A 21,201-nucleotide genomic window follows, 5' to 3' on the forward strand; every position below is an offset into this window, starting at 1 on the left:
TGAGGATCGACGCGCGTGAGTGCGCGTCACTGCTTCAGGAAGCGTTGCGCCAGGGCTTCGTACAGTGGCGGCGCGAACAGCTTCGAGACCTGGCTCGACACGAGCGCCGTTGCCATCAACGAGATCACGAGCGCGTGCCCGTCGATCATTTCGATGACGATGACGAACGCCGTGATCGGGCTCTGCGTGACGGCGGCCAGATAGCCGACCATGCCGAGCGCGATCAGCATTGGCAGCTGCATCTGCGCGAACACCATGTGCAGTGCATTGCCGATGCCGGCGCCGATCGCCAGCGACGGCGCAAAAAGGCCGCCCGGCGTGCCCGGCAGGTACGAGCCCACCATCGAGGCCATTTTCAGCACGGGATAGGCGACGCCGAGCTGTGAATGACCCTCGAGCATGCCGCGCGCTTGCGCATAGCCGCTGCCGAACAGATTGCCGCCGCTCGCCACGCCAATCACGGCGATGAATAAACCGCACACGGCGCCGAACGTCACGGGCCGTTCCTTTCGGAGAGCGAACAAACGGGCCGGCATCCATCGTTCGGTGTTGAGCAGCAGCCAGCAGAACACGCCGCCTGCGAGGCCGGTGATCACGCCGACGAGGATGACGGCGACCGCGAGCAGATCGGGCATATGACTGCCGATGGCGATCGTGCCGAAATAGACATAGTTGCCTTGCAGCGCGAGTGAGACGACGCCGGAAAAGATGATCGCCGTGATGATCACGCCGCTGGTTTTCGCCTCGAAGCTGCGCGTGAGTTCCTCGATGGCGAAGACCACGCCCGCGAGCGGTGCATTAAATGCGGCAGAAAGGCCCGCGGCGGACCCAGCGAGCGCGAGCTTGTATTCGAGGCCGACGCCGTACATGCTGCGCAGTCGCGCCGGGTAGAAACGCCGGAGGCTGTACATGAGCGCCGCGCCCACGTGGATGGTCGGCCCTTCGCGGCCAATCGTGAATCCGCCGACAATGGCGAGAAACGACAGGGCGATCTTGCCGATCAGGATGCGCAGCGTGAGCAGGCGCGGGCCGAATTTGCGCACGTCGTGCAGCGTTGCGATGACTTGCGGGATGCCGCTGCCCTCCGAACCCGGAAACCAGCGGCGCGTGGCCCATACGCAGAACGCACCGATGGCCGGCGTGATGACGAGTGGCAGCCACCGGTTGTGGCCTGTCATCTGCACAAAGAGCGAGTAACCGAAGTCGACGAGCCGCGCGTACATGACCGCGACCAGTCCCGTCGCGATGGCGCCGAGCCAGAACACGCCGAAATACAGCCAACGCCGCCGGCTGCGCAGAATCGTGCGGCTGTCTACAAGGTCGGAAACTCGCATGAGGCGGCTTGGCCAAACTCCTCTTTCCGAAGCGTTGCCGGTCGTGCCGCCACCCGGGCGGCACGACCGATCTTCAGGAGATTAGCACGCACGCGTTTTTTCGCGCCAGCCAGTTTCACCCACCTGCCTTAGCGCAGGCCCCCGCTGGCGACGATATGCTCGCCGGTCAACCATTTGGCGTCGTCCGATGCGAGGAACACGACGGCCGAGGCGATATCGTCCGGCTGACCGATGCGTCCGAGCGGCGTCTGGCTGACCGTCTGGCTTTCGAAATCCGATCCGATGACGCCGATCGCGTGTGCGCCTTCTGTCTCGATGATGCCGGGATTGATCGCATTCACGCGGATCTTGCGCGGTCCCAGTTCGCGTGCCAGCACGCCCGTGATCGCATCCACCGCGCCCTTCGTGCCGCTATAGACAGCCGTTCCCGGTGGCGTGACCGTCGTCACGACCGAACTCACGTTCACGATGCTCGCACCCTCGCCAAGATGCTTCACGGCCGCCTGCGTGGTGAGCAGCACGCCGAGCACGTTGATGTCGAACTGCTTGCGGTATTGCGCCTCCGTGAACTCTTCGATTGGCGCGAACTCGTAGACGCCCGAGTTGTTGACAAGGATGTCGAGGCGACCGTAAGTTTCGACGGCCGTGCTGATGATGCCTTGTGCGTCGGACGCCTTCGACACGTCGCCGCCGACGGAAACCGCCTTGCCGCCCGCGGCCGTAATCGCGCTCACGACCGCATCGGCGCCCGCCTTGCTGCTCGCGTAGTTCACGACCACCGAAGCGCCTTCGGCCGCGAGGGCCTTGGCGATCGCAGCGCCAATGCCTTTCGACGCGCCCGTGACGACTGCCACCTTGCCTGCAAGTTTGCCCATCATGTTCTCCTTACCGTATGTCGCAGCATCGAATGGAACCGGCGTCCTGGCTTGAATGAAGCCATCGGCCGGCGACTATTGCGAATCTAAAGGTCCGCGCCGCCGCGATAAAGCGGCCTGGCGCGAATTGACTGGCAGGATCAGCCGAACAATCGGGGCGGAGCAAAATCGGGTAAGCGGGCGCAGAAATTCCTGCGGCCTCGACCGCAAGGGCTTTTACCAGCGCTGGTGGACGTGCGGCGCTATATAGTGTTCGTAAACGTCCCGCACGCGTTGCATCGCCGCGTCGGAGAGCGGCGCGAGGTTTGCCGCCGAGACGTTCGACGCCGCCTGGGCCGCGTTCTTGCTGCCCGGAATGATGACGGAGACAGCGTCTTCCATGAGTATCCAGCGCAGGGCGAGCTGTGCCATCGAGGCGTCCACGGGTACCAGGCCGCGCAGTTCATCGACCGCCTTCAAGGCGACGTCGTACGGCACGCCCGAGAACGTTTCGCCTACGTCGAATGCCTCGCCATGACGATTGAACGCACGGTGGTCGTCTGCCGCAAAAACGGAATCCGCGGACAATTTGCCGGTGAGCATGCCGCTCGCGAGCGGCACTCGCGCGATGACCGCAACATTCTTCTTTAGCGCCTCGCGGAAAAACAGGGCGGCAGGCCGTTGGCGGAACATGTTGTAGATGATCTGCACCGAGACCACATTGGGATATTCGATCGCCTTCAGCGCTTCCTCCACCTTTTCGACCGAAACGCCGTAAAAGCGGATTTTGCCGGCGGCGACGAAGCTGTCCATCGCGTCGAATACCTCGGGGCGGTAGTAGACCTCCGTCGGCGGGCAGTGCAATTGCACGAGGTCGAGCGTGTCGACACCCAGGTTCGAAAGACTCCGGTCGATGAAGCCTTCGAGTTCGCGCTGGTTCAGATAGCCGCTGGTCACATGCGGATCGAGCCGGCGTCCGAGTTTCGTCGCCACGATCGGGCACTGGCCGCCGCGTTCGCGCAGCACGTCCCGGATAATGCGCTCCGAGCGGCCGTCGCCGTAGACGTCGGCGGTGTCGATGAACGTGACGCCGTTATCGAGCGCGGCGTTCAGCGCGGCTCTGGCGTCGTCTTCGCCGACGCTTCCCCACGAGCCGCCGATTGCCCATGCACCAAAGCCGATCTCGGACACGTTCCAGCCGGTCCGCCCAAATTTTCTCTTCGAAAGCGTCATTTGCGTGCTCCTCCTGTGGTTCGCGCAGTTGTCTGGCAGGCCTTTCAACGGCCTCTGCGCCCGTAGTGTAGCTGGCTGTCAGGAGCAGGTATCCAAGGCGCTGGAACTCAGGGCCACAATCGTGGGAAACCGCGTGTTCACCGCATCGATCGATTCTCAACGGTCCGAATAATCGAGGGGCGGGGCCGACGATCGCGCGCGCCGTCACTGCCTCGACTTCAAATCGGTTTTTCGATCGCTGCCTGGCCGTGCGGCGTCAGCGTTTGTTGCCCGTCCTTGTCGAAGCCGCTATAGGTCCAGTCCAGTTTGCCGGAAGTGGTGGCGACCGAGCGGGTCAGGCCGATGCCGTACTGAGTCAGATACGTTCGACGCGTCTTGTTCTGGACGATACCGTCCTTCGTCTGTTCGCAGTCCAGGTCGATCGCTTTGCCGGTGAACGCCGCATTGAACTGGGAAGCCGGATAGTAGCGGCTCGTGTGACAGGTCCACGTGAGCGCCCGGAAGTTGACGATCTGAACCGTCGTGCCGAACTTGAACGTCGTGGTATAGGTTTCGTCTTCCTGCGGCGCGTTGAACGCGAACTGATTGTTGTCGGCGTCGTGCGCGACGAAGGGGATGAACGCCGCCGTCTGCGCGTAGTTCGCCGTTTCCTCTTTCAGGCTGTAAATGTTGAGGTAAGAGAGGCTGAACGTTGCGGCGGCGGGCACACCATTCGCCGAGCTTTCATACACCTGCTGGACCATGCCCGTATCTTGTGCGTTGATCAGCACAGTCTTGAAGTCGCGCTCGATCCCCACCGTGCCAACATGGCCCGTTACCTTGCCGAGCACCGTCAAGACCTTGAAGGGCAGCACGTGCGTGCCCGGTGCCGGCATTTTCTCGCGAACGCTCGTGGGCAAGGAATCCACGGCAAAGTGCGCCGCGAGATAGCCGGGCTTGTCGTTGGCCATATCCTTGACCGGCACGAACTGAACACAACCTGACAATAGCGCAGCGGATGTGAAGGAAGTGCCGACGAGCAGGCGGGTCATTCTGTTTCGCATCTTTTTCTTCGATTCTTTGTCAACGGATCGGGCGCCCGTCAAACGAGCACGGCATGGCATGCTTATCGGCGCGATGCGAGCGTTCTTTAATCGAAGATCGAAGCGAGGCGGGTGGCTGCCAGCTTCAGGGCGCAAGCTAGCGGTCTTCGCCGCGCCCAAGCTGCTCGAGGTAGGTCCATGGATAGATGCCGCGTGCATGGCCGTCGCTGAACGCGAGCTGCACGCCGTAGCCCATCGGCTCGATGCCGATCAGCATCACATCCGCAGCGGCCGCGGGCGCGGCGCCGTCGAGCCGCACGCGCCGGCAGGCTGCGCACGGGCACGCCGCGCGCAGCCGGGCGTGCTTCACACGTTGTGTCTCGCCTGCCGGCCAGCGGAGCGTGAGCGCTCGCGCGACGGCGTCGTTGCGAACCTCGAGCGGCGTTTTCATGGCGCTGCGCCCGCGATCTGGCCGATAGCGATGCGCACGGCCTTGCGCACCTCGGGATCGCGGTCCTGCAGCGCGCTTTGCAGCGCGGGCAAAGACTCGCGCGTGCCCAGTTCGCCGAGCGTGAGCGCCGCTTCCTTGCGCAAGTTGCTGATCGAATGCGTGAGCAGCGTGGCGACGGCGGTGGCCGCTTGCGCATCGCGTAGCTGTCCGAGTGCGCGGGCCGCGCGCAGCCGGACCTGCCAGTAGGCGTCACCGAGCGCTTCGACAAGCGGTGCGAGTGCCGTTGCGGCACGCAGCTTGCCGAGCGTCGTCGCGGCTTCTTCGCGCACCTGCCAGGCGTCGTCGCGCAACGCCGTGAGCAGCGCGTCGAGCGTGGCCTGATCGTCCGGCGATGCGAAGCCGAGCGCGCCAACGGCGGCGCGGCGGACGTCGGGGTGCGCGTCGCCGGCGCCGAGCGCGGCGAGCGCCTTCAGCGCGCGTTCCTCCTTCAGCCAGCCGAGCACGGCGACGGCCTCGAGCCGCACGTCGGCCTCAGTGTCCGCAAGCGCATGCAGCGCGGGCTCGAAGGCATCCGCAAAGCGGAGTTCGCGCAGGCCGCGCAGCGCCGCGCGGCGCACGAACGGTTCGGGCCGCGCGGCCCACCGGCGCAGCACGTGGCCCGACGACTGCGCCTTCAATTCCGAAAGACTTTGCGCCGCGGCTTCGCGCACGTCGTCGTCGGTGTCGAGCAATGCTGCGCAGAGCGCTTCGACGACGTCGTCGTCTTCCCACGCGGCCAGCACGGCGGCGGCTTCGCGGCGCACGTCTGGAGCGGGATCGTCGCGCAGCGTGGCCACGAACGCGGGCAGCAGCGCTTCATCTTCGAGATCGGCGAGTTCGAAGAGCGCGATGCGGCGCACGGCGGGATCGGCGTCGGCGAGGCGCGCGAGCAGGGCGCTCGCTTCGGCGCTCGGGTGCTGCGGGTTCGGCAAGGTGGGAGCGGAAACGGTCATGGGAAGGGCAGTGATCTGGTGGGCGCTTGAGGGACTACGCCGCTTCGCGCAGCAACGCGAGGCAGCGGCGCTTGATGTCGATGAAGCCGGCTTCGGTCGTGCTCTCGTCGCTGCGCGGCCGCGCGAGCGGCACTGTGATATCGGCGACGAGGCGCGCGGGTCGTTGCGAGAGCATCAGGATGCGGTCGCCGAGAAACAGCGCTTCGTCGATGTCGTGCGTGACGAACACGACGGTCGTGCGTATCTGCGTCCAGATGTCGAGCAAAAGCGTTTGCATCATGCGGCGCGTTTGGGCGTCGAGTGCGCCGAAGGGCTCGTCCATCAACAAAATGCGCGGACGGTTGATCAGCACGCGCGCGATTTCCACACGCTGCTGCATGCCGCCCGACAGCTGCGCGGGATAGTGCGACTCGAATCCCGCGAGCCCCACCAGCGCGAGCAGTTCGGCCGCTTCGCGCCGACGCTCACTGGCGCCAACGCCCTTCATCTTCAGGCCGAAGGCCACGTTGTCGATCACACGCTTCCAGGGAAACAGCGTGTGCTGCTGGAATACGAGGCCGCGCTCCGGATGCGGGCGCTCGACCGCGAGACCGTCGACGGCGATTTCGCCCTGCGTGGACGGGACGTGCCCCGCGATGGCGCCGAGCAGCGTGGACTTTCCGCAGCCGGACGGCCCAAGCACGCACACGAACTCGCCGGGTGCGATCTCGACGTTCAGTGAGTCGAGCGCGGCGAAGCGCGCGTGCGGCGGCCCGACCTCCACGGTCAGCGAACGCACGTTGATGTGCCCCGCCGCGTGGGACACCGGCGCCCTGGCGCGGGCTTCAGGATGGACGGCGGCAGGCGTGTTCACTGGCGCGCTCCCCGCAGGCGGTACCACGGCGTCAGTGCGGTGCCGATGCGTTTGACGAGGAGGCTGCTGCCCATGCCGAGCACGCCGATCAGGGCCATGCCGACCACGATATCCGCGTAGTTCTGAAGCGTATAGGATTCCCAGGTGAAATAGCCTATGCCGTACTGCCCGGCGATCATTTCCGCGGTTACGAGGCAGAACCATGCGGTGCCCATGCCGATGGAAAGACCCGTGAAGATCGCAGGCGCGGCACCCGGCAACACCACTTCTGTATAGAGCGACAGCGAGCCGGTACCGAGACCCCGCGCGGTGGCGACGAGGCGGGGGTCGACGGCCTCCACGCCGTGGATCGTGTTCAGCAGGATCGGGAACAGCGCACCGATGAACGTGATGAACATCATGCTCAGTTCCGAAGAGGGAAACATCAGGATCGCGAGCGGAATCCACGCGACCGCCGGGATTGGCCGCAGCACTTCGAGCGGCGGCAGGAGCACATCTTCGAGTGCGCGATAGCGGCCGATCGCGAGTCCGAGCCCGACGCCGACCAGGGCCGCCGCGCAGAAGCCGGCCAGCACGCGCGTCAGACTCGCGGCGAGATGCATCGGCAGCTTCGGCGAATGGAGCAGCGCCCATAGCGCGGGAATGGCGTCGGCGGGCGAAGGGACATTCGCGAACGTGACGATGCCAAGCGAGAGCCGGAAATGAACGGCCAACTGCCAGGCAGCCACGAACAGCACGATCGAGCCGGCGCGCCATGCGCGGCGGCGTATCGGTGCGCTGCGCGCTGCGGCTGCAGTCAGTGCCGGTTCCCGGACGGCCTGGCGTTGCCGGGCTGCGAGGTCAAGCGTGGCAGACATGCGGACTCCTCATAAATGGCAAGTGAGCGGGCGGACAGAGCGCGACGCGTTAGCGCGAAGCGAGGGCCTGCTGGGCGCCCGTTTTTGCAGCGGCATAGTCGACGACCGCGCCCGACGTGTGCTGTGCATAGGCATCCGCGCCTGTCTTCTGCAGGAACGCGGTGACGTCGCCATGCGCGTCGCGTACGTACCAGGCGTCGGAAGCGAAGAGCTTCTGTCCGCTGTCGTGGTCCTGCACGTAGACCGCGCGCACCTTGCTGCCGGACTGTTCGAGTTTCGCGAGCGCTGCGAACCCTTCCGCCGCGTTCGCATAGTTGCGCACGTGTGCCTCGTTGGCGACCCACACCTGTGTGACCGCGAGGAAATCACGAATGGGCTTGCCGGTCAGCGCGTCGTTCGCGGCGAGCGGCTGCCGAGCGTAGTTTTTCAGCGCGGCGTCATAGTCGAGTGCCGACTCCTTGAACGCCTCGCGGATGTAGCGGTCGTCGATGAAGGTGTTCGCATCGAGATTGACATCCGTTTTCTTGAGCAGCTTCAGCGTGTCGATGGCAGTCGCCACGGCCTGGCGGTACTCCGGCTTCCAGGTGAGATCGCGCGTTTGCAGGCCGAGCGGTCCATGATAGAGATAGTCGACGGGCGCCTCGATGCCCGTCACCTTCTCGATCAGCAAACTATATTTTTCGGGATCTTCCGCAATCAGGCGGTTCGCTTCGATTGCCGCGCGCAGATAGGCGACCACCACTTCCGGGTACTTCTGCGCATAAGCGGCATCGACGAGCGCGCCGTGAAAGGTGGGCGCACGGCTTTGGGCGCCGTCGTAGATCTTGCGAGCGATGCCGCGGTACGGGAACAGGTCGGCGAACGGCACGAAGTCGGCGTGGGCGTCGATCTTGCCCGCCTTGAGGGCGCTCCCTGCCACTTCCGGCGCTTGCGTGATGATGTTCACGTCGGTATCCGGGTTCCAGCCTTGCGCTTTGATTGCGCGCAGCAGCATGCCGTGCGACGTCGAGGCGAACGGTACCGAGATCGTCTTGCCCTTGAGGTCGGCAATCGAATGCAGCGGCGAGTTGACGGGCACGACGATGCCGTTGCCGCTGCCATCGGTGCTGCCTTCGAGCACGGTGATGAAGAGGCTCTTTCGGCCCGCTTTCTGGAACGCCGCGCCATTGAGCGAACCCGGGAAATCCGCCATGGCGCCGAAGTCGAGCTTGCCGGCCACCATTTCGTTCGTGAGCGGCGCGCCGGAAGTGAAGTCCTTCCACTGCACGTCGTAGGTGACGTTCGCGTATTTGCCGGTGTGGGGCAGATACTTGTCGAGCAAGTGCAATTCGCGGATCAGGAGGCCACCCGTCGCGCAGTTGATAGTGGTGTCCTGGGTGCCGATCGCGACGCGAATCGTCTCGGCGTGTACGGTGATCGCGGCGCTCAGCAGTAGCGGGGCGGCGAAAAGGCGAAGAATCCGTTGGCGTGTTTTCATGATCTGTTTGGCGAGCAATACGGGTACCGTCGTGGGGTGACAGCGGTTAGCGCAACAGGTACGGAATGTCGACCTTGACTGCGCCGGTCGGGCAGTCGCGTTCGCAGGGCATGCAATACCAGCATTCGTCGAATTGCATATAGGCCTTACCCTTGCTCACATCGATTGCGAGCAGGTCGAGCGGGCACACATCCACGCAAACCGTGCAGCCTTTGTCGGCGATGCAGCGGTCTTCGTCGATCGTGACGGGCGCACTGCTGCGCTGGAAGATTTCGTGCGGCGTATAGGACATATTCGGATTCCCTAGTGTTCGGCGACGAGTTCCGCGGATTCGCGAATGCGTAGCTGATCGTAAGCGCCTCGATCCGCTTGCGCGAGCGGGATGATGTACGGCTCGACCGCGCGCTTTTCGCTCGTCATGCTGCCGGAAGCGTCCTTGCGCAGGTGCGTATGGCAGAACCAATCGGCGTCGTTGCGCTGCGGGTAATCGACCCGGTGGTGATACAGGCCCCAGCGGCTTTCGGTGCGGAACAGTGAGGCGCGCGCCGCCATTTCCGCGCAGTCGCGAATGGCGCGCACCTCGGCGGCGCGCATCAATTCGTGCGCATTGTTGGCCTTGATCGCTTCGATGTCTTCGGCGATCTCGTCGAAGCGCTGCAGGCCGATCTCCATCTTGCGCGTGACCTTGGGCGGCTGAAGATAGTCGTTCACCATGCGGCGCAGCTTGTATTCGACCTGGGCCGGTGCGAGTCCGTTTTCGCGTTCGAGCGGCGCGTAGATCCGTGCGCGTTCAGCGGCGATCTGGGCTTCGTCGAGGCTCGCATGCTCGCGGCCCTCCACGTATTCGGCCGCGTTGGCGCCCGCGAACCAGCCGTAGGTGAATGCGCCTAGCATGTAGTTGTGGGGCACGGCCGCCATGTCGCCTGCTGCATAGAGTCCGGGTACGGTCGTCTCCGCGCGCGCATTCACATAGACACCCGACGCGCTATGCCCGCTGCAAAAGCCGATCTCGGAAATATGCATCTCGACCATCTGGTGACGGTAGTCCGTGCCGCGGCCCGCGTGGAACCGGCCGCGGCTCGGGCGCTCGTTGGTGTGCAGGATCTGCTCGATGGTCTGGATCGTTTCCTCGGCAAGATGGTCGAGCTTCAGGAACACGGGGCCGTTTCCGCTCTGCAGCTCCTGGTAGAACTCCCACATCATCTGGCCGCTCCAGTAGTCGCATTCGATGAAGCGCTCGCCCTTGCCGTTCGCGGTGAAGCCGCCGAGCGGCCCGGTGACATATGCACAAGCCGGTCCGTTGTAGTCCTTAATAAGTGGATTGATTTGAAAGCATTCCAGATTCGCGAGGGCAGCGCCCGCGTGGTACGCCATGGCGTAGCCGTCACCCGCGTTGGTCGGATTCTCGTAAGTGCCCATCAGGTAGCCGGAGGAGGGCAGACCGAGGCGCCCCGCCGCGCCGCAGCACAGGATCACGGCTTTCGCGCGCACTACGTGGAACTGCGCCGTGCGGCAGTCGAAGCCGAGCACGCCGCTTACGCGGCCCTGCGAATCGGTCATGAGCCGCGTGGCGACGATGCGGTTCGTGATCTCGATGCGCGCCCGTTTGAGCTGCCGGTAGAGGATCTTTTTCACGTCGTGTCCTTCGGGCATGGGCAATACGTAAGCGCCCATGTGATGGACCTTCTTCACGGCATAGTCGCCGTTGCCGTCTTTTTCGAACTTCACGCCCCAGCGGTCGAGCTGCTCGATGGTCGTGAAGCTGTGTCGCGCATACGCATAGACGGCCTCCTGGTCGATAATGCCATCGTTGGCGACGGTGATTTCGCGCGTGTACTGCTCGGGTGTGGCGTGGCCGGGAATGATGGCGTTGTTCAAGCCGTCCATGCCCATCGAGATTGCGCCGCTGCGCTTGACATTGGCTTTTTCAAGCAGCAGCACCTTGAGCGCCGGGTTGCGTTCCTTGGCCTTGATTGCAGCCATTGGGCCGGCCGTGCCGCCGCCGACGACCACGATGTCGTATTCGAGCACTTCGGTATTCATAGCGCTTTCCTTCCCCTTGCACGGGTTTTTTGGCGGTCGACGCGCAGCCGGTACTGGAAGGCGTCGCCGCGGAAATACAGGTATTCGTAGTCGATGGGATTGCCGGATGCGTCGTGCGTCAGGCGTTCGATCCGCAGAACGGGGCTGCCGTCTTCCACGCGCAGGGCGCGGGCGATGTCGTCATCGGCGAGAATCGCGTCGATTGACACATCGGCATGACCGAGCGGCACGCCGCAGTCGTTCTCGAGAATCAGGAAAATGTCGCGCGTGGCGAGGTCGGCGTTGGCGAGCCGCTTGCCGAGCGCTTCCGGCACCCACGTGAGTTCTAGCGAAACCGGTTCGCGGTTGAGCATGCGCACGCGATGGATTTCCGCGACCGGCGCGCCTTCCAGAAGATTGAGCCGTTGCGCGACGTGGCGATCGGCCTTGATGATCCTGAAGCTGCGCAACTGGTTGACAATTTCGTAGCCCATCGACGACATCGCTTCCGCGAAGCCTTGCAGCGAGGTTACGTTCTGGAATGCCTTGGGCCTGGAGACGAACGTGCCCTTGCCGTGCAGCCTGAAGACCAGGCCTTCCTTTTGCAGATCGCCTAGCGCCTGGCGCACGGTGATGCGGCTGACGCCGAACAGGGCGCATAGCTCGTGTTCGGAGGGCATCTGGCTGTGCGGCGCATAGGTGCCGTTCAGGATGCGCTCTCGGAGCGTGTCCTTGATCTGGACGTAGAGCGGCTGGGGGGATAGCGCCACCAGATTTGTTCGGGGCATGGTTCGCTTGTCATAACAAGATGGATCTGCAGTCTAGTCAGGGTTCCATCTGCGACAAACTAACGAATTCTGATATGTATTTCTTTGGTGTCTGGTTTGGGTTTGCTTTGTTGTGGTTTTTTGGTGCTATCGCGGAGGGGTTGTGGTTTTTGGCGCTTTGGCTTTTTCTTGTGTTCGCGTCGGTGAACCTTACAGGGGCAACCCAGGCATACCGACGCGAAAACAAGGCACCGCAAAGTACTCATTTCACAGATGGTTTTCTACCAGCCCCCTCGAGCCAGAAACCGGCTCGCCGCTGGGCAAAGACAAATCGCCAGCGCCCGACGCGTCCCCACCCCCAATCTCCCCATTCAAAACCGCCCGAGCCCGCGCAACATCCATCGCCCCTTCCCACCTGGCGACCACGATCGTGGCCACGCCATTCCCAATCAAATTGGTCACCGCCCGAGCTTCATTGAGAAACCGATCCACCCCCAACAGCAGCACCAGCCCGGAAACCGGAATCTTATGCATCGAAGCAAGCGTAGCAGCGAGCGCAACAAACCCCGCTCCGGCCACACCAGCAGAACCCTTCGAAGTCAGCAGCAAAACGCTCAGCACGACAAGTTGATCGAACAGCGTGAGATGAATGTTCATCGCCTGGGCCACGAAGAGGGCCGCCATCGTGAGATAGATCGCCGTGCCGTCCGCGTTGAACGTATAGCCGGTCGGCAACACCATGCCGACAACAGGCCGCGAACAGCCGAGGTTCTCCATCTTGACGAGCATCTGCGGCAGCACGGCCTCGGTCGACGCCGTGCCGAACGTGATCAGGATTTCGTCGCGGATATAGCGGAGATACTTCCACAGCGAAAATCCGCAAACGCGCATGACGAGCCCGAGCACCACCACGACGAAGACAATCGACGTCACGTACAGGCAAAGCATCAGCTCGCCAAACGACGCCAGCGTGCCGAGCCCGTACTTCGCGATGGTGAACGCCATGCCGCCAAACGCGCCCACGGGCGCGACATACATGACGATCCGCACGACGCCGAACATGCCCTGCAAGAACATGTCGAGCATATCGACGAGCGGTGCGGTACGCGGGCCGAGCTTCGCCAGCGCAATGGCGAACAGCACCGAGAAAAAGATGATCGGCAAAATTTCGCCGTTCGCAAACGCGCCGACGATGCTGTTCGGCACGATGCTCATGAGGAACCCGAGCGCCGTGTGGTCGTGGGCCGCGTGCGCGTAGCTGGCGATCGCCGAGCTGTCGAGGTGCGCCGGATCGATGTTCATGCCGCTGCCCGGCTTGATCACGTTCACGACGACGAGGCCTACGAGAAGCGCAATGGTCGACGCCACCTCGAAGTAGAGCAGCGCCTTCACGCCTACGCGGCCGGCTTCGTGCAGGTCGTTCATCCGGGCAATGCCCACGACGACCGAAGCGAAGATGATCGGCGCGAGCGCCATGCGGATCAGCTTGATGAAGAGGTCGCCAAGCGGTTTGAGATCGGCTCCGATATCCGGATAGAAGTGGCCGACGAGAATGCCCGCCAGGATACCGATCAAGACTTGTATGTAGAGCTTCGAAAGATACTTTTTGAGTTTCGAGGGCCGCATGTCTGTCTCCTGAGCATGGCGCCATGCAGGTAATTTCGGGCGACCGCCAACCGCCATGCGTGCAGCGGTTGTGTTTCCGGTCGCGCTCTTTTCTTCGCTTCGGCGTCAGGCCGCGATCTTCTGCATTTCCGCAAACAGATCGGCCTTGCCCTCGAAGCCGATGCCGGGCAGGTCGGGCATCGTGATGTAGCCGTTGTCGACCTTCACGCCATCGGGGAAGCCGCCATAAGGCTGGAACAGATCGGGATACGACTCGTTGCCGCCAAGCCCGAGGCCCGCCGCGATGTTGAGCGACATCTGATGGCCGCCGTGCGGAATGCAGCGGCTCGCGGACCAGCCGTGCTGATGCAGCATCTCCAGCGTGCGCAGATATTCGACGAGGCCGTAGCTCAACGCGCAGTCGAACTGCAGCCAGTCGCGGTCGGGACGCATGCCGCCGTAGCGGATGAGGTTGCGCGCGTCCTGCATCGAGAACAGATCCTCGCCGGTCGCCATCGGTTTGTCGTAGTAGTTGCGCAGCGTGGCCTGCAATTCGAAGTCGAGCGGATCGCCCGGCTCCTCGTACCAGAACAGATCGTATTGCGAGAGCGCTTTCGCGTACTGGATCGCGGTGTCCAGATCGAAACGGCCATTGGCGTCGACGGCAAGCTTCTGGCCGTCGCCCAGCACGCTCAGGATCGAATCGATGCGGCGCAGGTCCTCGTCGAGCGACGCGCCGCCAATCTTCTTCTTCACGACCGTGTAGCCGCGGTCGATATAGCTGCGCATTTCGTCTTTGAGCTTGTTGTGGTCCTGGCCTGGGTAGTAGTAGCCGCCCGCCGCATAGACGAAGATCTTGCGGTCGGGTTGGCCATTGCCGTAGCGCTCGGCGAGCAGCTGGAAGAGCGGCTTGCCTTCGATCTTCGCCACGGCGTCCCATACCGCCATGTCGATCGTGCCGATCGCCACCGAGCGCTCGCCATGGCCGCCCGGCTTTTCGTTGGTGAACATCGTCGCCCAGATCTTGTGCGGGTCGAGGTTGTCGCCCGCGTCGTTCGCGAGCGAGGCGGGATCGGCTTCGAGAATGCGCGGGATGAAGCGCTCGCGCATCAGCGTGCCCTGGCCATAGCGGCCATTCGAGTTGAAGCCATAGCCGATGACGGGCTTGCCGTCGCGGATCACGTCGGTGACCACGGCGACGAGGCTGAGCGTCATCTTGCTGAAGTCGATATAGGCGTTGCGGATCGAGGAACTGATCGGCACGGTTTTTTCGCGGATTTCAACGATTCTCACGGGTGTCTCCTGGTGGCACGGCCAGCATGCGCGGTCGTTCTCGCGGTCGTTCGCGATTCGCTGGCTGTGGGAGACGCTAGGTTATGCGCCCGGATCGGCTCTATGATTCACTTGTTTTCACATCTTTATTAACTCACGGTGAAGAATGACCTGACCTCCTACCTGGCGTTTTTCGTTCTGCTCGGGCGTTACGGAAACCTTTCAAGCGTTGCGCGCGACATGGACATCACGCCGCCGGCGGCGACCAAACGGCTCGCGCAGCTCGAGGCGCGCCTGGGCGTGCGCCTGGTCAACCGGACCACCCGCAGCGTGAGCCTGACCGCCGAAGGCGAGACCTTTCTGCACTACGCGACGCGCATTCTTGCCGAAGTGCAGGAAATGGAAGATGTCGTGTCGTCGAGCCGCTCCGTCACGCGCGGCTTGCTGCGTGTGAACGCGACGCTCGGCTTCGGGCGCACGACGATCGCACCGCTCGTTTCGGAGTTCGCGCGGCGGCATCCGCATGTCGAAGTGCAGCTCGATGTCACCGACCGGCCGATCGACCTCGTCGAAAGCGGCGTGGATCTGGCGATCCGTTTTGGCGAGCTGCCCGACAAGCGGCTCATTGCGCGGCGCATCATGACGAACCGCCGCTTGCTGTGCGCCTCGCCGCGCTATCTGGAGACGCAGGGCACGCCCGCAACGCTGGGCGATCTCGCCAACCATCAATGCATCGTGCATCGACAGAACGACAACGCCTACGGCATATGGCGGCTCGAGCGCGATGGCGAGGCGCATGCGGTGAAGGTGCACGGCATGCTGTCGAGCAACGACGGCGATATCGTGCTCGGCTGGGCGCTCGACGGGCACGGCATTCTGCTGCGCTCGGAGTGGGACCTGGCGAAGTATCTGGAAAGCGGCCGGCTGCGCGTCGTGCTGCCCGAGTTCGTGCAGCCGCTGGCCGATTTGTTCGTGTACTACCCGAACAAGCGCAATCAGTCGGCGCGTGCGCGTGCGTTCATCGATTTTCTGGCGGAGCGGTTCAACCGGCAGCCTGCGGTGGCCGCGCCCGCGCAATCGGGCGCATAACGATTTTGTCTGCGTCCCCCGCAGACAATCCATCCGGCTGGAAAGGTAGCGGTGGTCATTACAGCCGGCCGATGTTTGCGGTAACGTGCGCGTTTGCAGAGGCGGGAACGACGCCACGAAAAGGAGAGAGACAGATGACAAAGCGAGTGATAGTGACCGGCGGTAGCGGCCTTGCCGGCAAATGGGTGGTCGAGAACCTGGTCGCGCACGGCTACGAAGTGTTGAATCTGGACCGTGTGCCCATGCCGAAGCGCACGGCGCGCACGCTGATCACGGACATCACCGACGCGGGCCAGGTTTTCAACGCGATCGCCTCGACCACGGCGCCAGTGGAATTCGCCGACGACCTGGAGCCGAAACCCATCGACGCGATCGTTCACTTCGCGGCGATTCCTCGCATCATGTTGACGACCGATAACGAGGTCTACCGCATCAATGTGATGGGGACTTACAACATTCTCGACGCCGCTGCGAAACTAGGGGTCCGCAAGGTGATCCTCGCCTCGAGCGAGACGACTTACGGTGTGGTGTTCGCCCACCGGCATCGCGATCCCGCGTACTTTCCGCTGGACGAGAACTATCCGGTGGACCCGATGGACAGCTACGCCACCTCGAAAGTGGTCAACGAAGTGACCGCGAAGGCATTCCAGGCGCGCACCGGGTCGGACATCTACTGTTTTCGCATCGGCAACGTGCTCGATCCCGAGGATTACGCGAAGTTCTCCACGTGGCTCAAGGATCCCGCGCTGCGCAAGCGTATTGCGTGGAGCTACATCGACGGGCGAGATCTCGCCAACGCGTGCCGGCTCGCCATCGAAACGGACGGCCTCGGCTTCGAGATCATGAACGTCGCGGCGGACGACGTGTCGTCCGACTTGCCGACCCAGACGTTGCTGGATCGCTACTATCCGGGCGTGCCGGTCAAGAAGGCCCTCGGCGAGTTCGAGACGCTGCTCAGCAACGAGAAGCTCAAACGCTTGCTTGGCTGGCAGCAGCAGCACTACTGGCGCGACGAGGCAAAACGCTTCAATCCGTAAGCGGCATCAGCGTCGAAAACGCGCAGGGCCAGCGAGTGCTGGCCCTGTTCACGACATCGACGCTCCCGGCGTTATGCTGCCAGCTTGAGCGCTTGCGAGAAGTCTGCAATCAGGTCGTCGATATCTTCGATGCCCGCCGAAAGCCGCAGCATGCCGTCGGAGATGCCCATCGCCTTGCGCGTTTCTGCGCCGGCTTCGAAAAAGATCGTCGGCGCGACGGGGATGATGAGCGTGCGCGTGTCGCCGAGGCCGGTCGCCTTGATCGGCAGTTCGAGCGCGTTGACGACGTCGATCATGCGTTCCGCGTTGAGCAGTTCGAACGAGAGCAGCCATGACGCGCCCTTGAAAAGCGCATGGGCAACCTCGTATTGCGGATGGCTCTTCAAGCCCGGATAGAACACCTTGCCGATGGCTTCGTGGCCTTCGAGAAACTGTGCGAGCGCGAGCGCATTGTCGCTGCTTTGCTTCACGCGCAGGGCGAGCGTTTCCGCGCCCATGGCGATGGCGTGCGCCTGCTCGGACGACAATGACGCGCCCATGTCTCGCAGGCCCTTCTTGCGGATCTGCAGGAGCCCCTGATCTTTCGGTGCCGAACGCCGATAGTCGTCGGCGATGTTCGGATACGTGCTCCAGTCGAACAGGCCCGTATCGGTCACCGCGCCGCCGAGCGCGGCGCCATGGCCCGCGATGGTCTTCGTCAACGAATTGATGACGAGGCTCGCGCCGACCGCCTTCGGCTGGAACAAGGCGGGCGAGGTAATCGTGTTGTCGACGACGTAGACGATGCCGCGCTCGCGGCACAGCTCGCCGATGCCTTGCAGGTCGGGAATCTGCGTGCCCGGATTCGCGATGGTTTCGACGAACACCATGCGCGTATTCGGCTGGATGGCGTTCTTCACGTTTTCGGCGTCGCTGGCGTCGACGGTCGTGACTTCCACGCCGAGCGTGCGCAACGTGCCGAACAGGCTGTTGGTGTTGCCGAACACATAGCGGCTCGACACGAGATGATCGCCCGCACGCAGCAGCGTGAGGAAGGTCGCCGTGATCGCGGCCATGCCGGTGCTGAAACAGACTGTGCCGGTGCCGCCTTCCAGGCTCGTGATCTTGCGCTCGAGAGCCGCCGTCGTGGGAGTGCCTTGCCGCGCGTAGTTGAAACCCCCTTTCTTCGTGCCCTGAAATACGCCGATCAGGTCCTCGACGCGCTCGAAACCGTATTGCACGGACGTATGAATCGGCTGGCGCACGCCGCCGTGCTCGGTGCCCGCGATCCTGTCGCCGTGAACGATGCCAGTGGTGAAGCCTTGCTTGCTCATTCTCACTCCGTTTCTCAAGTCGATTGCGTTTGGCACATTATCGCCTGTAACGCGTGTTGCCGGCAGGTGGGACGCACCGAACCAATCGGTCGGGCGCTAACGCAGTTCGGACTCCGACGGTTCCAGCACGCTGCGCAGCTTGCCGAGCAGCCAGTTGACCAACGCGTTGTTGTGCCGGTAGTGATTCCAGGTGGGAATCTGGCGGGCGCCGAGGATGCGTTTGAACTCATAGGACGTCGCGCCCAGCTCGATTTCCTCGAAACCTTCGCGAATGCCGAATTCGACCGTGCGAATGAACATGGCGAAGTACAAGCCGTACTCCTGGCTCCTGGCGTAGTCGAGCCCGATATAGCGGTTGACGAGGTGCCTTCCCTTGCCGATCAACTGGGTGAAGCCAATCAACTCGTCGTCCAGAAAGTACAGCAGATAATGGCTAAGGCTGCGGGTATTGGCGAAGTACTCCGGCGTGAGCTTCTCGAACTTCAACTCGGCTTTCTGCCAGGTGTTCAGATACAACTCATACACTCTGGCGACGAGGTGATCGGGCAGACCCGCGCATTCTTCATAGCGCAGTGCGGCGGCCTTTTTCAGCTTACGCTTGAGCAGGTTCCTGCGGTCGCTCTTCATGGCCTGGTAGTAGTCCGGGCCGATCGACAGCACCGGCACGGGCAGGCCTTTTGCCGCCACGAAGCCGCGCAGCGGCAAGTCCTCGGTGAAACCCTTGTACGCGAGCAGGCTCCCTTTCTTCGCAAGCGCCGTGCTGATGGCCGCGAGCGTCTCCTGCGAGACTTCGCCCTGGATGCGGCCGGCATCGACGGTCGGATGCCCGATGCAGGCCAGCTTGAAGCGGATCCAGCTCAGGCTTTGCTTCAGCCAGCCGCTGGGAAGGAGGGTGTTGAGCCGGAAATCCATCACGAAGTAGGGCGCCACGGTAACGAGCGCGCTGTCCCGGTACACGGCGAAATAACCGAAGCTGAAATCATCCAGCCGGGCCGTCTGAAAGGCCTGGTAAAACTCCGCTCCCTCCGGCTCGTCGCGCAGAAACCCCTCGGGCGGATTGGCCAGATCCTCGATATGCAGCATGGATTGCGGTCCCTTTTTTCTGTTTGCTTTGTCGACAGCCCAATGTCGGGCACCGATTGTCGGCGATCTTCGCTTTCTTGTCGATTGGCGGCGCGGCGCTCGCGGCAGGCGTCACAACTGCGAATCGAGGAGGGCGGCTGCGTGTTCGAGCAGCTTTTCCCGTAACGACCGGCGGCGCCAGTCTTCGAGCGTGATGCGTTTGGCGAGGGCAGCGTCGGCATCGAAAATGGCCGTCTGCTGGCGCGCGAAATCGCGGTCGTAGATGTTGAGATTGGCCTCGTCGTTGAGCTTGAACGAGCGGCTGTCGAAGTTGGTCGAGCCGACCGATACCAGATATTCGTCGACGACGATCAGCTTGCAGTGGAACATCGTCGGCTGATACTCGTACATCTCCACGCCGGCCGCGAGCAGGTCGCCCCAGCACGCACGCGAGGCCTCGCGCACCGTGTGAGTATCGATGCGCTTGCCCGGCGTGATGATGCGCACCTTCACGCCGCGCTTCGCCGCCTCGACGATCGCGTTGATCGTCAGCTTGTCCGGCACGAAGTACGCCGTCGACAAATGGATGGAGCGCGCCGCGGCGGTGATCGCCATGAGGTACATCAACTCCATGTCGTCGCTGCCGCCCGAGGGCGAACTGCTGAACACGTGCGCGAGGCCGTTGCCCGCGGCGTCGATCGCGGGAAAGTACTGCGGGCCGTGCAGCACATTGCCCGTCGACTTGACCCAGTTGTCCATGAAGACCGCCTGCATCTGTCCGACCGCCGGGCCTTCAATGCGAAAGTGCGTATCGCGCCAGTGCTTTTCGTCCTGCGCATGGCCGGTCCATTCGTCGGCGATGCCTACGCCGCCCGTAAAACCGATGCGTCCGTCGATCACCAGCAACTTGCGGTGCGTGCGGTCGTTCATGCGGCCGAGGCCCGTCCAGTGCGGCTTGTGATACAGGACGAGCTGGACGCCCGCCTCGCGCAGCATGCGTTGATAACGCTTGTCCATTTTGGACGAGCCGACCCAGTCGAGCAGCACGTGCACGGCGATGCCCGCGCGCGCCTTGTCGGACAGCGCGCGGGCGACTTCTTCGCCAATCGCGCCGGACCAGTAAATGAAGGTCTCGAAGGTAATGGTGTGCTGCGCCGCGCGGATGCCGGCCAGCATCGACGGAAAGATCTCGTCGCCGTTCACGAGCACCTCGAAGCGATTGCCTCCCACGACGGGCGGCCCGAGCAGCAGCCCCATCGAGCGGATGAACTGCGGACTGTCGCTCGCGTAAAGCCGGTCGATCTTGTGCTCGATCTTCTTTTCGCCGCTCGTGAGGTTCGCGATCACCAGGATGACGACGAGCGTCACCGCGACCGTCACGACAATGAGGGCAATGGTCGACATGCGTGGGCCTCGCCTCGCGGATGGTAACGATGCCCTGCTGTAGCACATTGCATGCGCAAGCAGCGCTGTCGATCAATCCGGCTCGTCGGCTCCGGCCATTTGGTCCAGATTCGCCTGCAATTTCGTGATGACGCGGTGCAAGGTCTTGATTTCGCTGGCGGTCACGCCAGCGGAGAGCTGGTTGATCCAGGGGGCCTGAAGACGCATGGCCGCTTCGAAAGCTTGCCGGCCCTCGTCGGTCAAAACGACAAGCTGCGCGCGGCGGTGGTGAGGGTTGGCCTCGAAGCGGACCAGACCGTCGTTGGCCAGGTCATTCACGATTCGTTGCACGTTTTGCCGATTGGCCCCCAGATCGCGGGCAATCCAGGCCACCGGCTGCGGCCGTTGCGCGGCCCTGATGGCGCCGAGCATTTGCCAGCGTGCGCTCGTGAGGCCGAGGCCCTCGACCAGGCGGTCGCCCGAAGTGAGCAGTCCGCTATTGAGCCGGAAGAGATCGAGCATGATGCCCGACAGGAGTTCGCCGACCGGTGTTCTCGCGAGTTCGCGCATATGGCACC

Annotated in this window: 20 protein-coding genes; 2 read left to right on the top strand and 18 right to left on the bottom strand. The window is 63.2% G+C overall.

The features are described from left to right. Positions 1 to 26 precede the first annotated feature (26 nt). The 14 genes from AB3X98_RS05450 to AB3X98_RS05515 all read right to left on the bottom strand — a co-directional run bounded on the left by AB3X98_RS05450 (position 27) and on the right by AB3X98_RS05515 (position 14,760). Entirely contained in the window at positions 27 to 1,334 is a 1,308-nt protein-coding gene (locus AB3X98_RS05450) for a chloride channel protein (RefSeq protein ID WP_368604404.1), read from the bottom strand. 128 nt (positions 1,335 to 1,462) lie between these two features. After that, a complete protein-coding gene (locus AB3X98_RS05455; protein ID WP_069266601.1) occupies positions 1,463 to 2,209 on the bottom strand; it encodes a glucose 1-dehydrogenase in 747 nt (248 codons plus the stop codon). Between the two features lie 216 nt (positions 2,210 to 2,425). Next, positions 2,426 to 3,421 carry an aldo/keto reductase gene (locus AB3X98_RS05460; protein WP_368604403.1) on the bottom strand — a complete coding sequence of 332 codons (996 nt, stop codon included), beginning with the start codon at positions 3,419 to 3,421 and terminating at the stop codon, positions 2,426 to 2,428. A 218-nt stretch (positions 3,422 to 3,639) separates the two neighbouring features. After that, entirely contained in the window at positions 3,640 to 4,452 is an 813-nt protein-coding gene (locus AB3X98_RS05465; RefSeq protein ID WP_342948824.1) for a hypothetical protein, read from the bottom strand. A 148-nt stretch (positions 4,453 to 4,600) separates the two neighbouring features. Next, on the bottom strand, positions 4,601 to 4,894 hold the full coding sequence (locus tag AB3X98_RS05470) for a gamma-butyrobetaine hydroxylase-like domain-containing protein (RefSeq protein ID WP_342948825.1): 294 nt from the start codon (positions 4,892 to 4,894) through the stop codon (positions 4,601 to 4,603). After that, positions 4,891 to 5,886: a HEAT repeat domain-containing protein gene (locus AB3X98_RS05475; RefSeq protein WP_368604401.1), complete on the bottom strand. Its 996-nt coding sequence runs from the start codon at positions 5,884 to 5,886 to the stop codon at positions 4,891 to 4,893. The genes AB3X98_RS05470 and AB3X98_RS05475 overlap by 4 nt, the downstream gene beginning before the upstream one ends. Before the next feature lie 34 nt (positions 5,887 to 5,920). Next, on the bottom strand, positions 5,921 to 6,691 hold the full coding sequence (locus tag AB3X98_RS05480) for an ABC transporter ATP-binding protein (RefSeq protein ID WP_368604476.1): 771 nt from the start codon (positions 6,689 to 6,691) through the stop codon (positions 5,921 to 5,923). Positions 6,692 to 6,735: 44 nt separating this feature from the next. Next, a complete protein-coding gene (locus tag AB3X98_RS05485; RefSeq protein ID WP_069266596.1) occupies positions 6,736 to 7,596 on the bottom strand; it encodes an ABC transporter permease in 861 nt (286 codons plus the stop codon). Between the two features lie 49 nt (positions 7,597 to 7,645). Beyond that, a complete protein-coding gene (locus tag AB3X98_RS05490; RefSeq protein WP_368604400.1) occupies positions 7,646 to 9,073 on the bottom strand; it encodes an ABC transporter substrate-binding protein in 1,428 nt (475 codons plus the stop codon). Positions 9,074 to 9,119: 46 nt separating this feature from the next. Continuing rightward, a complete protein-coding gene (locus AB3X98_RS05495) occupies positions 9,120 to 9,365 on the bottom strand; it encodes a ferredoxin family protein (protein WP_069266595.1) in 246 nt (81 codons plus the stop codon). A gap of 11 nt (positions 9,366 to 9,376) precedes the next feature. Then, positions 9,377 to 11,116 (bottom strand): fumarate reductase/succinate dehydrogenase flavoprotein subunit, encoded by a 1,740-nt coding sequence (locus AB3X98_RS05500; protein ID WP_368604399.1) that lies wholly within the window; start codon positions 11,114 to 11,116, stop codon positions 9,377 to 9,379. Beyond that, positions 11,113 to 11,883, bottom strand: a complete 771-nt coding sequence (locus AB3X98_RS05505) for a GntR family transcriptional regulator (protein WP_069266593.1) — start codon at positions 11,881 to 11,883, stop codon at positions 11,113 to 11,115. Before AB3X98_RS05505 ends, AB3X98_RS05500 begins: the two co-directional genes overlap by 4 nt. A 246-nt stretch (positions 11,884 to 12,129) precedes the next feature. Next, positions 12,130 to 13,488 (bottom strand): C4-dicarboxylate transporter DctA, encoded by a 1,359-nt coding sequence (gene dctA, locus AB3X98_RS05510; protein WP_368604398.1) that lies wholly within the window; start codon positions 13,486 to 13,488, stop codon positions 12,130 to 12,132. A 105-nt stretch (positions 13,489 to 13,593) separates the two neighbouring features. Continuing rightward, complete coding sequence (locus AB3X98_RS05515; RefSeq protein ID WP_368604397.1) at positions 13,594 to 14,760, bottom strand: mandelate racemase/muconate lactonizing enzyme family protein; 1,167 nt, start codon at positions 14,758 to 14,760, stop codon at positions 13,594 to 13,596. 138 nt (positions 14,761 to 14,898) lie between these two features. On the opposite strand from AB3X98_RS05515, the gene AB3X98_RS05520 reads away from it, so the two are divergent. Together AB3X98_RS05520 and AB3X98_RS05525 are read left to right on the top strand one after the other, a co-directional pair. Next, positions 14,899 to 15,828, top strand: coding sequence for a LysR substrate-binding domain-containing protein (locus AB3X98_RS05520; protein ID WP_069266591.1), 930 nt, complete (start codon positions 14,899 to 14,901; stop codon positions 15,826 to 15,828). A 134-nt stretch (positions 15,829 to 15,962) separates the two neighbouring features. After that, positions 15,963 to 16,865, top strand: a complete 903-nt coding sequence (locus AB3X98_RS05525) for an NAD(P)-dependent oxidoreductase (protein ID WP_028207963.1) — start codon at positions 15,963 to 15,965, stop codon at positions 16,863 to 16,865. 71 nt (positions 16,866 to 16,936) lie between these two features. On the opposite strand, the gene AB3X98_RS05530 is transcribed toward AB3X98_RS05525, so the two are convergent. The 4 genes from AB3X98_RS05530 to AB3X98_RS05545 all read right to left on the bottom strand — a co-directional run bounded on the left by AB3X98_RS05530 (position 16,937) and on the right by AB3X98_RS05545 (position 21,193). After that, positions 16,937 to 18,178 (bottom strand): cystathionine gamma-synthase family protein, encoded by a 1,242-nt coding sequence (locus AB3X98_RS05530; RefSeq protein ID WP_069266590.1) that lies wholly within the window; start codon positions 18,176 to 18,178, stop codon positions 16,937 to 16,939. A 96-nt stretch (positions 18,179 to 18,274) separates the two neighbouring features. Then, the gene (locus tag AB3X98_RS05535; RefSeq protein ID WP_069266589.1) at positions 18,275 to 19,261 is read right to left on the bottom strand and encodes a GNAT family N-acetyltransferase; all 987 of its coding nucleotides are present in this window, start codon (positions 19,259 to 19,261) and stop codon (positions 18,275 to 18,277) included. Positions 19,262 to 19,372: 111 nt separating this feature from the next. After that, positions 19,373 to 20,644 carry a cardiolipin synthase gene (cls, locus tag AB3X98_RS05540; protein WP_069266588.1) on the bottom strand — a complete coding sequence of 424 codons (1,272 nt, stop codon included), beginning with the start codon at positions 20,642 to 20,644 and terminating at the stop codon, positions 19,373 to 19,375. Between the two features lie 72 nt (positions 20,645 to 20,716). Continuing rightward, positions 20,717 to 21,193 carry a MarR family winged helix-turn-helix transcriptional regulator gene (locus tag AB3X98_RS05545; RefSeq protein WP_368604396.1) on the bottom strand — a complete coding sequence of 159 codons (477 nt, stop codon included), beginning with the start codon at positions 21,191 to 21,193 and terminating at the stop codon, positions 20,717 to 20,719. Positions 21,194 to 21,201 lie beyond the last annotated feature (8 nt).

Source organism: Paraburkholderia sp. BR14312, assembly GCF_040948675.1.
In the GTDB taxonomy this organism is placed as follows: Bacteria; Pseudomonadota; Gammaproteobacteria; order Burkholderiales; family Burkholderiaceae; genus Paraburkholderia; species Paraburkholderia nodosa_A.